Consider the following 12,584-nt stretch of genomic DNA (forward strand, 5'->3'; position numbering starts at 1 on the left):
TCACCCGCGAAAAGCGTCAACCAGTAGTTTCAATCCGGTGCAAAACATGCCAATGTGCACCAGACGGTAAAACAACACCGGCTGGATCTTGCGCGCCACCCGCACACCCACCCACACGCCCACTGGGGCCAGGGGCAACAAGATCAAAGACGTCATGAAATTGCGCCAATCTAACAAACCCAAAATGGCATACGGAATCCATTTGCCCGCATTCACAAAGAAAAAGAAAAACGCCATCGTGGCGGTGTAAACCATCGGCGCCATGCGCATGGGCAACACATAGGCGTTGATGGGCGGGCCCCCGGCGTGGGCAATGAAGCTGGTGAAGCCCGAGGTCGCCGTCAACAGTGCACCCAGCCAAGCGGGGGCTGCTCGACTGCTGGCAGTGGTTGGAAACACCAAACGTTGGGCCAAAAAGAGCAACGTGGTCAAGCCGACCAAACCGGCCACCCAGCGCGACTCCATGTACCTGAAGAGTAAAAAGCCCACCCCGATGCCCGCCATGCCCCAAGGGATCAAAAACTTCAGCAGCTTGACGTCGTATTCACGCCGAAAGGCATGCAAACCGAGCAAGTCCATCACCAGCAAAATGGGCATCAAGATCGCAGCGGCTTGAGGCACGGTGATGGCCATGGCCATGATGGGCACGGCCAAAGACCCAAAACCCGCGCCAAAACCACTTTTGCTCAGACCCAGCAGCAACACAGCGGGTACTGCCAAGGCATAGAAAAAGGGATCGGTGATGTAGGCTTCACTCAATCGATGGACCCCATCTGCGGGAAAGCCGGTGCCAAAGGGTGATGGTGGTGGGACATGTCCGCAGGAAAGCTCTGGTTGGTGAAGACTTGCAAAGATCATCCATGTGCTGGGCCAGCGCCCAAAAGCACACAGGATTTAGGGTCATCTTGCCATGCTTGGGCCGCGGCTTCGGCGCGGCTGTCCCCAACAGGTCAGGTCTCCCACACGCTCGCCCACATTCTGGCGACTGCCTCCGCATGCAGGCCCGCACCCACAGCCCCAGATCAGCCCTGATGCACTGACTTAAAATTAAGTTTTAATTCAGTGCCCTATTGCTCATGAGTGCCTTTCTCGAAGAAAAAATATTGTCGGTTCACCATTGGACAGATCGCCTCTTTAGCTTCACCACCACGCGCGATACTGCCCTGCGCTTTTCCAACGGTCACTTCACCATGATTGGCTTGCCGGTCAACGGTAAACCTTTGTTGCGCGCCTACAGCATCGTCAGTGCCAATTATGAAGAACACCTCGAATTTCTGAGCATCAAGGTGCCCGATGGGCCGCTGACATCGCGCTTGCAACACATCCAAGTGGGCGACACCTTGATCGTCGGCCGCAAGCCCACGGGCACCTTGCTGATCGATTACCTGCTGCCTGGCAAAAACCTCTATTTGCTGGGCACCGGCACGGGTTTGGCACCGTACTTGAGCATCGTGCGCGACCCCGAAACCTATGAGCGGTTTGACAAAGTGATCGTGGTGCACGGGGTGCGCCAGGTCAACGAACTGGCCTACATGGACTACCTGCGCCAAGACTTACCGCAGCACGAACTGTTGGGGGAAATGGTGTCAGCGCAACTGCTGTACTACCCCACGGTGACGCGCGAACCCTTTGAACACCAAGGCCGCATCACCGATTTGATCGCCAGTGGAAAGGTTTTCAGCGACCTGGGCCTGCCCCCGCTCGACCCGGCACGCGACCGGGTCATGCTGTGCGGCAGCCCACAAATGCTCAAGGACACCAAGGCCTTGCTCGAAGAGCGTGGCTTCAAAGAAGGCAACACCACCACGCCGGGTGACTTTGTGGTGGAGCGTGCTTTTGTGGAGCAGTGAGGCTTAAACCCGCTCAATGATCAGGGCAATGCCCTGCCCCACCCCAATGCACATGGTGCACAAGGCATAGCGGCCCCCGGTGCGGTGCAATTGATTGATGGCGGTGGTGACCAAACGGCCTCCGCTGGCCCCCAAAGGGTGACCCAATGCAATCGCCCCGCCATTGGGGTTGACGCGCGCATCATCATCTGACAAACCCAGCATGCGCAGCACCGCCAGGCCTTGCGCGGCAAAGGCTTCGTTGAGTTCGATCACGTCCATTTGCGCCAAACTCAAGCCCGTCAAGGCCATGACTTTTTCGGTTGCAGGCGCAGGCCCAATGCCCATGACCCGGGGTGGCACGCCGACCGTGGCCATGCCCACCACGCGGGCGCGCGGCGTCAAGCCTTGCAGGGCAGCGGTTTTTTCGTCGGCCAGCAACAAGGCACAAGCCCCGTCATTGACGCCACTGGCGTTGCCTGCCGTCACCGTCCCGTCGGGGCGCACCACGCCTTTGAGCTTGGCCAATGACTCGATGCTGGTCTCGCGGGGATGCTCGTCTTGGGCCACCACCACCGGGTCGCCTTTGCGCTGGGGCACGCTCACCGGGGTGATTTCTTGGTCAAAGAATCCGGCCTTTTGAGCCGCCACTGCCTTGCGCTGGCTGGCCAAGGCCATGCGGTCTTGGGCTTCACGTTCAATGCCGTGTTCCGTGGCCACGTTTTCTGCCGTCTCGGGCATGGAGTCCACGCCATACTGCGCCTTCATTTTTTTGTTCACAAAGCGCCAGCCAATGGTGGTGTCATGAATTTCCGCGTTGCGCCCAAATGCGCTGTCCGCTTTGGGCATGACAAAGGGTGCTCGGCTCATGCTTTCCACACCACCTGCGATCATCAACTGGGCCTCACCCGAGCGGATGGCACGCGCTGCCGTTCCGATGGCGTCCAAGCCCGAGCCACACAGGCGGTTCACCGTGGCCCCGGGCACACCCACCGGCAAGCCCGCCAACAAACTGGCCATGTGGGCCACATTGCGGTTGTCCTCACCCGCTTGATTCACGCAGCCATAAATCACATCGGTCACGGCGGCCCAATCGACCTGGGGGTTGCGCGCCATCAAGGCCATCAAGGGAACCGCCGCCAAATCGTCGGTGCGCACCGACGACAAAGCTCCCCCATAACGACCAAAAGGGGTGCGAATGGCGTCACAAATGAAGGCGTGGTTCATGGAGGTCCTTTGACAAAAAAATTCGGTGACACAGGCACAAGCCGGTGCGCGGGCTGGCGTGCCCAGTTCGGCAGCAATTATGATTCAAGCCCAGAAGCCCACACCCGGTGGGCTTTGCCTTATCCACCTGGTCACATGCATGTTTTCACCTTCACAGGATGATGTTCGTCGCTTTTTTTGCGAAGTCTTTCTCCATTCGCGACAGGGAGACCCCATGGACGCTTTGCAAACACTGGCGGCCCAATGGGTGGATGAGCACCCAGAATTCCATGAAGTTTTGTCCGACGCAGCCTGGGCGCTGAAGCAAACTTACCCCGTCGAAGCCGGACACGCCAACCCGTTTTTGCACCTGTCCATGCACTTGTCCATCAGTGAACAGTGCTCGATCGACCAGCCCCAAGGCATTCAATCGGCGGTGGCACAACTGGCCGAGCGCAAAAACTCCATCCACGACGCACAACATGCGGTGATGGAATGCCTGGGTGCGATGCTGTGGGAGAGCCAACGCAGCGGTCGCCCGCCCGATGGAGCGGCCTATGTGGAGGCCGTCAAACGCATGAGCAGCCACGATTGAGGTCCTGATATGACCTCGGCCGACGGCGTCCGCGACGCCCAGGTCAACGCCGGTATTTGAGCTGCCGCCACCACAGACCCAACCAGTATTTGCGCCACATTTGCCAGCGCGCAAAAAGTGACAAGGTGTAGCCCTCGGTTTTGGGCACATACCAGGCATTGAGGCCAGTGCGCATCAGCAATTGATAGCCGTGCGACAACATGTAGCGGTGTTTATCCAAACCAATGACATGGTCTTCCAACAGCACCAAACGCGGCTGCCATCGGCCCAAATCAAAGCCCTGAAACACCTCCATCTCGTGGCCCTCCACGTCAATGGACAGCAAATCAAATCCGGGCTGAACTTGGTTTTCAATCAACACCGCATCCAACGTGCGGGTCGGCACCTGCATCACCGCTTGCGCATTGGCGCCCAGGGCAATCGGGTTGGCATTGAGGGTGGAGTGCACGCCAGCGACCAACATGGGCATGGTCTTACCGTCATTGATCGGGCTGGAACAGGCCACTTGAATGACCGTTCCACTGCGTGAGGTCTTGAGCATCTCGCAGTAATGGGGCAAGGGCTCAATCAGCAGGCCACGCCAACCCATGCATTCCAAATGCCAGGACTGTGAATCTTCAGTGGGGTGGTTGGCGCCGACATCGACATAAAAGCCATTTGCCGCAGAGGCGAAAAAAGCCTGAACCAATTCGGGTTCGCCATGCGGCAAATTGCGAAAGCGGCTCACCCTTTTCAGGGCGAAATCAATGGGGGCGGGATGGGGCAAGCTCACAAAACCCCTGCGCGGGAGTTCAGCGGAACTTGGACTGCGGCACGATCCGCAACTCGCCTGGCTGGGTGCTGATGTACTGGGCCAACTCTTTCAGTTCGGCATTCGTGAACTGCTTGGCGATACCACCCATCACGCCGTTGTTGCGGCCCCATGTGGCTTGGCCTTCGGTCTTGTAAGACTTGAGGGCCACGAACAAATAGTCTTTGTGCTGACCGGCAATTTTGGGGTAGCTGGGATCAATCGGCTTGTTCAAGTTGGGACCATGGCAGGACACACAAGCACCTTTGGCCAACAGTTCAGCGGCTTTGCCCTTGGCTTCAGCGGCTTTGTCAGGCACGGCAACAGCGGTGCCATGCTGCTCGTAGTAGGCGGAAAGATCGGCAATGTCCTGGTCGGTCAACGATTGGGCAATGCCGCGCATGGTTGGATGTTTGCGCTCACCGGTTTTGTAAGCATTCAAAGAAGCAGCGATGTACTTGGCACCTTGACCAGAGATCATGGGCACTTTGTAAACCTCAGGAAAACTGGCTTGGTAGCCCTTGATGCCATGGCAACCAATGCACATGGCAATTTTTGTAGACCCGGCTTGGGCATCGCCCTTGAGCTCTTGGGCCACAGTGGCGGTGGTCACACAAGCGGCAGCAAAGGCCAGCACAAAAGACAGTTTGGCGTTCATGTTGAAAAGACGAGTGAGAGAGTCGATATGAATGCGGACGATTATATCGACCCCCTTTGTAAGCTGGGCGTATGCATGCAAACGCCGCCGCTTCAAACCATCATGGGTAAGCGCGCTTCATGCGCACGATCCAGTCCTGGAACGCGACCATTTGCTCTTGCATGATCTTCAAGGTGGGCTCATCGGTCAATTTGCCAGTGGCATCAAATTTGGTGTGCGCGTTGTTGATGAAGATTTCTGGTTTGGCCAAGGCAAGAACCCCCAAAGATCCAAGGCTGCGGCGCAAATCATATTGAACCCTTGCCCCACCCAGCGGCCCCATGGTCGCAGACAAAATTGCCAGAGGCCTTTGAAAAAATGGTTGCTGCCCGGCGGGGAAGCGAGAAATCCAATCGATCATGTTCTTCAAAGGCGCCGAAATAGTCCAGTTGAACTCTGGCGCCGCCAAAATCAGGCCATCTGCACTGGCCATGATATCGCGCAACTTTTGCACGCTTGCAGGCATGCCTTTTTCTTGCAAATCGGCGTTGTACATGGGCAAGTCATGCAAGGGGGCAATTTCCAAAGTCATTCCCTCGGGCATCAAGCCACCAGCAGTCTCTAAGGCAGACAAGTTAAATGACTTGGCACGCAGACTGCCACAAATACCCACAATTTTCAGCTTGGTCATGATTGATTCCTTCAAAAATAAAAACAAAAGGACTCAACTCACGCTGAATCCTCTTCAACGCATCATTATAAGTTGCTCAATCTGAATTCATGGGTCAGCCTGCCACCTTCACCACCAACTCCAACTGCTGGACTTCAACAAAGCAATGCTCAAATATGGGAAAAACACAATGTGCAAAAGAAATAAAGACATTGCCAAGGTCATGGGAAAGGTGCCCTTAAAAATCCCCCAGGTGCTGATCGCAATTTCCTTGACACTGGCTTTCACAACAAAAACAGACATGCCCAGCGGGGGCGTTAGCAAACCGATTTCAATGGCAACAATGGTGATGATGCCAAACCAAATTAAATTGGTGCCAAAGCCATCAAACAATGGAATGACGAACGGTAAGAGTATCAGCATGATGGATAGAGAATCCAAGAAACAACCCAACACCAGAACAGTGATTAAATACAAAAACAGTAGCCATATAAAGTCAAAATTGGACTGAACCAACCACTGACTTACAGCATACGGCAAACCAGACATGGTCAGCATTTGCGAGTAAATAGATGCAGACATCAAAATAAAACAAATCGCACAGGTCACTCGACCTGTTTCGAGCAACAGTTCCCCAAAATCTGCCAACTTGAGTTCTCGTCGGAACAAGCCCAAAATAATTGCCGTCAAGGCACCGGCAGCACCGGCCTCTGTGGGGGTAAAAAATCCAAAATAAAGTCCACCGACAACACTTGACACGAGCAAGCCAATTGGAACGACCTTCAAAAGTGATTGATGCCAGCTTTCTATCCCCAATTGCTCTAAAGACAGTTCCGCTTTACCCACGCCATCAGAAAATACAAACTTTGGAAAGAAGAAAATGCAAATCAAAATAGAAACGATGAAATAACCGGACAAAAGAAGGCCAGGTATCACACCACTTAAAAATAAATCACCTATAGAGACGTTCGCAACAATACCGAAAATAATCATCAGCAGACTGGGGGGTATCAACATGCCCAGAACAGAGGAGCCAGCAACGACACCCAAAGAAAAGGCTGGGGTGTATCCATGTCGAATCATTTCAGGGGCCGCCACTTTAGTAAACACTGAGGCTGATGCGATAGATGTTCCGGTGCAAGCCGCAAATACTGCGTTTGCCAAAACCGTTGCGATGGGTAAGCCGCCCTTCCTTTTTTGGGTAAAGCGTGCAGTCACATCAAAAATATCCCTGCCCATGCCGGTTGCCGAGACCACAAGCCCCATCAACACAAACAAAGGAATCACGGCGAAAATATCGTTGGCAATAGATGTGGTTGCAGAGCTGGCCAGTAACTTACCAGCGGTCGAATAGTCGCGCAGCATCCAGACACCGGCAAAAGAAGTCAACATCAAAGCGACGGCAATGTGCATGCCAGTTTGAATCAAAAGCATCACCACCAAGATGCTCAAAATGCCAATTTGTAACTTATCCATCACGCCACCTTTTCCATATCGTCTGCGGATTTAAAGGCTTGTAGTGCTTCAACGAAGTATTGAAGAATGGCGAAAAATGAACCCACCAAAACCAGTAGCATGAAAGGCCAAGTTGGAATTTCAATAAAACCCGCAGTTCCTCGAAAAAAATTACCACGATATTCCTGAACAAAGTTCGGCAGCACATTGATAAAAATCAATATCATTAAAACAACACCCAAAAGGCTGTACAGAAGAGATAAATAGTTACGCACGATAGAGTTTTTCAATAAATTAATCAATATGTCATTTGAAATATGTCTTCGCTCCATGATGGTGTTTGGAATTTGCAAAAAAACGATAGAGACAATTGACAAGCTGATGAACTCAATCACGCCTCCAATCGGAGCGTTAAGAAAATTTCGCGAAAGAATATCTGCATTGACCAACACAGCCATCAAAACGATCATGGCCGTACCCAACAAATTCAAAGCAATCGCAACCTTCGAAATTAAAGACATATTTTTTTTCACGGCAAGAAGTCCTTAAAAAACAATGACCGCATAAATGCGGCCATTCAGTCATCAGTTGACTTTTATTCCTTATCCCAATCGCGTATGGGCTTGATACCCGCTTTACGAAGTTCTTCCATGAACATTGCCAATGCTTTGGTCCCGGGCAATCCTTGCTTATCCGCATTTGCCGCCCATTCTTTGGCCAAATTGGGCATGGATTTTGCCCATGCTACTTGCTGATCCCTGGTGAACGAGACAGCGCTGGCTTTGAAACCTGGCAAAGAGTTATAGCCATCGTCACCTGCACGTGCATAGGCTTTGTCTGACTCAATTCCCCATTCCTCACCCACTTCGTGCATGATTTTCTGAATGGGCTCAGGGAGTTTTTTGTACAAATCTTTATTAATGGTCAAAACAACAGCGTACTGGGCACCAAATCCTACGCGCGTGATGAAAGGTGCAACTTCTGGGTACTTCATGCCAGGAAAAGTCGATGGCATGATGATGAAACCTTGATACACACCACTTTTGGTGGAGTTGTAATACTCCATCATATTGCCCTGAACAGGCGTGGCCCCAGTACCACGCAACCAAGACAAAATCAAACCGCCAGAGCTGATTTTTTTGCCCTTGATGTCATCAATAGACTTCACCGGAAAAGTAGTTAAGAGTTCGTAAGAATCCACACCGCTTCCGCCCAAGCGAACTTGGTTGAATTTCTCATACTGCGCACCAAATTCTGGAAAAGCTTTGTGCAATCGATTCATGATGCGACTGATGGTCAATACATCAGTCGTGGCAAAAGGTACTGTGAATGACAGCTGCTCCAAGGGCAATTTATCTGGATAAAAGCCGATCGGTATAAATCCAATACCCGTTACGCCATCCTTGGTGCCATCCAGCATTTGCAACGGCTTGAGCAATGAACCAGCATAAGCCTCCGTCCAGTCAATCTGGTATTTGAGTCCGGCGGCTTTAATTCGTTTGTTTACTTCTGGAATAAAAAATTCGTTCACCTTTGCCAACGAAGGCAATGATCTCGGAGGTTGTCCAGCAGCCACCGTCACAGGGATTTTTTCTTGAGTCCAGCCAAGGTTTGCTGACAGCATGGCCAGCAAAAAAACAAAATTGATTTTTTTGAACATGAGTTTCTCCATGAAGGGGGTTAATGAACAACAGGCAGTATCAAACGAGAAGTTTGCGGCTTTGTGTGCAGCAGCGTGTCTGTCCCCACCTTGTACCAAATGTATTGATGACTGAACAAGGAATCGGTCATGGGAGAATCACAGTTGGATATCTCCAAACGTATCCGATGATCTTTCTTGAACATATACGCGCAAGGCAATATTTCAATCTCTAACTTGTATATTTCCCCGGGGACGATAGGTTGGGGATTATTATGAGTGTAGACAGGTCGATGAACGGTTGACTGAGCCATGTCCTTTTCTCGGTGTGATGCTCGCAGCCACCCTTTGGAAACTACTGTAAATCCAGGCTGTCGGCCCTCAAGTTGACTTGACTCTGTCTGAGGCATTTGTTCGGACAGTTTGACAATAAACTCTGCATCGATATTGGTCGATTTGAAATAAAGCTCGAGAATGATGGGACCAATGACCTCCATGTCTTTGGTCAGTGGTTCTGTGCAGAAGGTGAGCACGCCAGCAATCGGATCAGGGCCAAATTTACTTTCCGTAACCACTCCAAATTTCCAACGCGGATCTGGGTAACGGAACTCCGTTCCCTCGCCCTCAACCGCAGACACAGTTGATGCCAGTGTTCCGTCATTGATTGAATTGACGCTACCTGTATTTTTTTGCGAGAGATAAAAACTTTTTTGCTTGGTATTAGATGGGGGCCATTCTTGGAAAGATTTGTACTGGTTCAAGCCACGCACAAACAACTCGACGGGGGGGCGTTTGCTGTACGTGGAGTCAATTTGCTTTAAGTGCAGATCATAAAAAGGCAGTAAATGCTTTTGATGAAAGTCAATGGTGTCAAACATTTCATGAACTTCAAAAACATCTTTGCCCCCCGTCACCATCAATTTTTTATCGGTATCGGCTTGCTCATAGCCAACAATATTTCCGCGCAAATGCAGGCCCAATTTACCCCAATGCCCAATTGAAAAGATGGGTACCTTGATATTTTTGATTCGATCAATGGGTGAACGTTCTTTCCACCAATCGTCATATGTCTGGTGCTCGATCATTTCCCAGGTGATGTCCCTGTGCATGGCCTTTCCAAAGGGCAAGTTGGCCGGACGAATAAAGTTATTGGCCCTGACCATGTTGTACCACCAGATCATGAACTCGCAATAAATACCGCCGTGGTAAGTCACATCTCTATAAAAGTCAGTGGCACCGTCATAGGGTGCAATGCATTTGAGCGATGGTGGATTGACCACACCCATGAACCATTGGGACCATGCGTAATAGGATTGTCCAATTCCACCAACACGACCATTGGACCAAGCCTGCCTTCCAATCCATTCAATGATTTCATACAGATCTTGTTGCTCTTCATATGAAACCAATGAGTACTCACCACCAGATCGGCCTGATCCCCTGACATCTGCGTGTATGTAGGCGTAACCATGTTCGCGGACGTACCACTCAACGGGGCCAACCTCTCGCCATAAAAACAATGCACTGTGTGGAATGCTGTCCGTATCAAATTGGTACGGAGAGGCCGCAAACAAACACGGCAAAGGACCATCGGTTTTTGGCCGATAGATGCGCAATGCAATGCTGACACCATCTCGCATCTTGATGTAGACGATCTCATCAATCATCTCAAACCGATAATTCGTTTTGATTTCCGTAGGGTGACTCAATTTCGACTCCTTAGATGGATGACATGGTCAAAAAACTCAGATGCGCTCAACAAAAATTTGCAATGTTCATGTTGGTAGCTATGTAAGTTTTGGGGTATTAGCAATTACCCTTTACCTGATTGCCCTCTGCAAACCTTTTCAATCTCAAGCTTTAATCCATGCCGCCCGAACCAAATCATTCATTTGACATGTCGCCGAAAGGTCACGGATGCGACACCGGGATCCTCTGCATAGAAATTTGTACATTTGTAATGCTTATAAGAATACAACTGTAATTTCACCCATCGAACCAATAAACTACCCGTTTTAGACACCTCACCCTTCAGAGACAGAAACCCATGAAATTCCAAGGCTCCGACAAATACGTCGCCACCCAAGACCTCAAATTGGCGGTCAACGCCGCCATTACCCTGAAACGCCCCTTGCTGGTCAAGGGCGAACCTGGCACGGGGAAAACCATGCTGGCCGAAGAAGTGGCCGAAGCTTTGGGTGTGGAGTTGCTGCAATGGCACATCAAATCGACCACCAAAGCCCAGCAAGGCCTTTATGAATATGACGCGGTCAGCCGACTTCGTGACAGCCAATTGGGCGATGAGCGGGTCAAAGACATCCACAACTACATCATCAAAGGCGTTTTGTGGCAGGCATTCACCGCCGAAAAACCCGTGGCCTTGCTGATCGATGAAATCGATAAAGCAGACATCGAATTTCCCAACGACTTGCTGCGTGAACTCGACCGCATGGAGTTTTATTGCTACGAGACCCGCGAGTTGGTGCGCGCCCAAACGCGGCCGTTGGTGTTCATCACATCGAACAATGAAAAAGAGTTGCCCGACGCCTTTTTGCGCCGCTGCTTTTTCCACTACATCAAGTTCCCCGAACCCGACACCATGAAACAAATTGTCGCGGTGCACTTCCCCACCTTGAAGCAAGACTTGCTGGCCGTGGCGATGAAAACCTTTTACGACGTGCGCAACCTGCCCGGCTTGAAAAAGAAGCCCAGCACCAGCGAGTTGCTGGACTGGCTCAAGCTGTTGGTGGCCGAGGACATTCCCCTGGAAGCCCTGCAAACCCAAGACAACAAAGTGGCTGTGCCGCCTTTGGTTGGGGCGCTGCTGAAAAACGAACAAGACGTGACCTTGTTCGAAAAACTGGTTTTCATGCAAAGCCGCAACCGCTGATCGACCCCCATGAAGCATTTGCTGGCACAAGGTCTGGGAGACGCCGTCGGGTTTGTGGTGGGTGCATTGCTGGGCTTTTTTGCCGGCCAGTTGTTGGGTTGCGATGTGTTTGAGGCGGGCTACAGCGCCCGCAGCATGGTGGGCATCGCGCTGGTCGGTTTGGGGGGTGGCATGGGACTGCAAGCCGCTCGCCGCTGGCTGTATGGCAAGCCCAGCGAGGCAGATGCCCCATGAACCTGGAGCCCGTCACCCTGGAAGGGCAACATGCCCGCTTGGAGCCGCTGAGCTTGGACCATGCGAATGCACTCAGCGAAGCGGTGCAGGACGGCGAATTGTGGAAGCTTTGGTACACCGCCATCCCAACCCCGGCGGCCATGCTTGGCGAGGTACAGCGCCGACTGGACTTGCAAGCCAGCGGCAGCATGCTGCCCTTTGCGGTGATCCACTTGCCCGATGAGCGCATGGCGGGCATGACCACCTACATGCACATCGATAGCGCCAACCGCCGCTTGGAAATTGGCTCCACCTGGTACCGCCAAAGCCTGCAACGCACAGCCCTCAACACCGAGTGCAAGCGCATGTTGCTGGGCCATGCTTTTGAGCAACTTGATTGCATCGCGGTGGAATTTCGCACCCACTGGCACAACAGCGCCAGCCGGCGCGGCATTGAGCGCTTGGGCGCCAAACTCGACGGCGTGTTGCGAAGCCACCAAATCGCGGCCAATGGCAGTTTGCGCGACACCTGCGTGTACAGCATCTTGGCCAGCGAGTGGCCCGCTGTGCGAGCCAACCTCGATCACGCTTTGAGCACATCCCGCAGGCCATGAATCACCCCACACCATCGAATGCTTGTTTGCCCAGCGAAAGGGGCTT

The 12,584-nt window shown here is 52.2% G+C and carries 13 protein-coding genes and 1 pseudogene; 5 read left to right on the forward strand and 9 right to left on the reverse strand.

The window, feature by feature from the left end; genetic code table 11:
• The gene (locus AC8GFZ_RS05740) at positions 1 to 759 is read right to left on the reverse strand and encodes a sulfite exporter TauE/SafE family protein (protein ID WP_506643221.1); all 759 of its coding nucleotides are present in this window, start codon (positions 757 to 759) and stop codon (positions 1 to 3) included.
• A 317-nt stretch (positions 760 to 1,076) separates the two neighbouring features.
• On the opposite strand from AC8GFZ_RS05740, the gene AC8GFZ_RS05745 reads away from it, so the two are divergent.
• Complete coding sequence (locus AC8GFZ_RS05745) at positions 1,077 to 1,850, forward strand: ferredoxin--NADP reductase (RefSeq protein WP_506643222.1); 774 nt, start codon at positions 1,077 to 1,079, stop codon at positions 1,848 to 1,850.
• Positions 1,851 to 1,853: 3 nt separating this feature from the next.
• Here the strand turns inward: AC8GFZ_RS05745 and pcaF are convergent, their stop codons facing one another.
• Positions 1,854 to 3,056, reverse strand: coding sequence for a 3-oxoadipyl-CoA thiolase (pcaF, locus tag AC8GFZ_RS05750; RefSeq protein WP_506643223.1), 1,203 nt, complete (start codon positions 3,054 to 3,056; stop codon positions 1,854 to 1,856).
• A gap of 139 nt (positions 3,057 to 3,195) precedes the next feature.
• Between pcaF and AC8GFZ_RS05755 the strand changes: the two genes are divergently transcribed.
• The gene (locus AC8GFZ_RS05755; RefSeq protein WP_506643225.1) at positions 3,196 to 3,630 is read left to right on the forward strand and encodes a DUF1841 family protein; all 435 of its coding nucleotides are present in this window, start codon (positions 3,196 to 3,198) and stop codon (positions 3,628 to 3,630) included.
• A 193-nt stretch (positions 3,631 to 3,823) separates the two neighbouring features.
• Here the strand turns inward: AC8GFZ_RS05755 and AC8GFZ_RS05760 are convergent.
• The 7 genes and pseudogenes from AC8GFZ_RS05760 to AC8GFZ_RS05790 all read right to left on the reverse strand — a co-directional run.
• Positions 3,824 to 4,402: pseudogene (locus AC8GFZ_RS05760) on the reverse strand (FkbM family methyltransferase); the annotation flags it as partial.
• Between the two features lie 19 nt (positions 4,403 to 4,421).
• On the reverse strand, positions 4,422 to 5,078 hold the full coding sequence (locus tag AC8GFZ_RS05765) for a c-type cytochrome (protein ID WP_506643227.1): 657 nt from the start codon (positions 5,076 to 5,078) through the stop codon (positions 4,422 to 4,424).
• 100 nt (positions 5,079 to 5,178) lie between these two features.
• Positions 5,179 to 5,748, reverse strand: a complete 570-nt coding sequence (locus tag AC8GFZ_RS05770; RefSeq protein WP_506643229.1) for an NADPH-dependent FMN reductase — start codon at positions 5,746 to 5,748, stop codon at positions 5,179 to 5,181.
• Positions 5,749 to 5,856: 108 nt separating this feature from the next.
• Complete coding sequence (locus tag AC8GFZ_RS05775) at positions 5,857 to 7,203, reverse strand: TRAP transporter large permease (protein WP_506643231.1); 1,347 nt, start codon at positions 7,201 to 7,203, stop codon at positions 5,857 to 5,859.
• Entirely contained in the window at positions 7,203 to 7,715 is a 513-nt protein-coding gene (locus tag AC8GFZ_RS05780; protein ID WP_506643233.1) for a TRAP transporter small permease subunit, read from the reverse strand. Before AC8GFZ_RS05780 ends, AC8GFZ_RS05775 begins: the two co-directional genes overlap by 1 nt.
• A 62-nt stretch (positions 7,716 to 7,777) precedes the next feature.
• Positions 7,778 to 8,842, reverse strand: coding sequence for a C4-dicarboxylate TRAP transporter substrate-binding protein (locus AC8GFZ_RS05785; protein ID WP_506643235.1), 1,065 nt, complete (start codon positions 8,840 to 8,842; stop codon positions 7,778 to 7,780).
• Positions 8,843 to 8,862: 20 nt separating this feature from the next.
• Positions 8,863 to 10,530: a CocE/NonD family hydrolase gene (locus AC8GFZ_RS05790; protein WP_506643237.1), complete on the reverse strand. Its 1,668-nt coding sequence runs from the start codon at positions 10,528 to 10,530 to the stop codon at positions 8,863 to 8,865.
• A 338-nt stretch (positions 10,531 to 10,868) separates the two neighbouring features.
• Here AC8GFZ_RS05790 and AC8GFZ_RS05795 point away from each other — a divergent pair, with 338 nt between their 5' ends.
• From AC8GFZ_RS05795 to AC8GFZ_RS05805, 3 genes are read left to right on the forward strand one after another with little or no spacing between them, the layout of a single operon-like run.
• On the forward strand, positions 10,869 to 11,711 hold the full coding sequence (locus AC8GFZ_RS05795; RefSeq protein ID WP_506643239.1) for an AAA family ATPase: 843 nt from the start codon (positions 10,869 to 10,871) through the stop codon (positions 11,709 to 11,711).
• Between the two features lie 9 nt (positions 11,712 to 11,720).
• Complete coding sequence (locus AC8GFZ_RS05800) at positions 11,721 to 11,945, forward strand: hypothetical protein (protein ID WP_506643241.1); 225 nt, start codon at positions 11,721 to 11,723, stop codon at positions 11,943 to 11,945.
• The gene (locus tag AC8GFZ_RS05805) at positions 11,942 to 12,538 is read left to right on the forward strand and encodes a GNAT family N-acetyltransferase (protein WP_506643243.1); all 597 of its coding nucleotides are present in this window, start codon (positions 11,942 to 11,944) and stop codon (positions 12,536 to 12,538) included. The genes AC8GFZ_RS05800 and AC8GFZ_RS05805 overlap by 4 nt, the downstream gene beginning before the upstream one ends.
• The last annotated feature ends 46 nt before the right edge of the window (positions 12,539 to 12,584 follow it).

The organism is Limnohabitans rimovensis (SeqCode) (assembly GCF_965234775.1).
GTDB classification, from domain to species: domain Bacteria; phylum Pseudomonadota; class Gammaproteobacteria; order Burkholderiales; family Burkholderiaceae_C; genus Limnohabitans; species Limnohabitans rimovensis.

Bases quoted from the DNA above. Each gene is read 5' to 3' on its own strand.
- AC8GFZ_RS05775 (WP_506643231.1), bottom strand. From the start codon at position 7,203: ATGGATAAGTTACAAATTGGCATTTTGAGCATCTTGGTGGTGATGCTT.
- AC8GFZ_RS05800 (WP_506643241.1), top strand. From the start codon at position 11,721: ATGAAGCATTTGCTGGCACAAGGTCTGGGAGACGCCGTCGGGTTTGTG.
- AC8GFZ_RS05805 (WP_506643243.1), top strand. From the start codon at position 11,942: ATGAACCTGGAGCCCGTCACCCTGGAAGGGCAACATGCCCGCTTGGAG.
- AC8GFZ_RS05795 (WP_506643239.1), top strand. From the start codon at position 10,869: ATGAAATTCCAAGGCTCCGACAAATACGTCGCCACCCAAGACCTCAAA.
- AC8GFZ_RS05770 (WP_506643229.1), bottom strand. From the start codon at position 5,748: ATGACCAAGCTGAAAATTGTGGGTATTTGTGGCAGTCTGCGTGCCAAG.
- AC8GFZ_RS05755 (WP_506643225.1), top strand. From the start codon at position 3,196: ATGTTTTCACCTTCACAGGATGATGTTCGTCGCTTTTTTTGCGAAGTC.
- AC8GFZ_RS05785 (WP_506643235.1), bottom strand. From the start codon at position 8,842: ATGTTCAAAAAAATCAATTTTGTTTTTTTGCTGGCCATGCTGTCAGCA.
- pcaF (WP_506643223.1), bottom strand. From the start codon at position 3,056: ATGAACCACGCCTTCATTTGTGACGCCATTCGCACCCCTTTTGGTCGT.
- AC8GFZ_RS05765 (WP_506643227.1), bottom strand. From the start codon at position 5,078: ATGAACGCCAAACTGTCTTTTGTGCTGGCCTTTGCTGCCGCTTGTGTG.
- AC8GFZ_RS05745 (WP_506643222.1), top strand. From the start codon at position 1,077: ATGAGTGCCTTTCTCGAAGAAAAAATATTGTCGGTTCACCATTGGACA.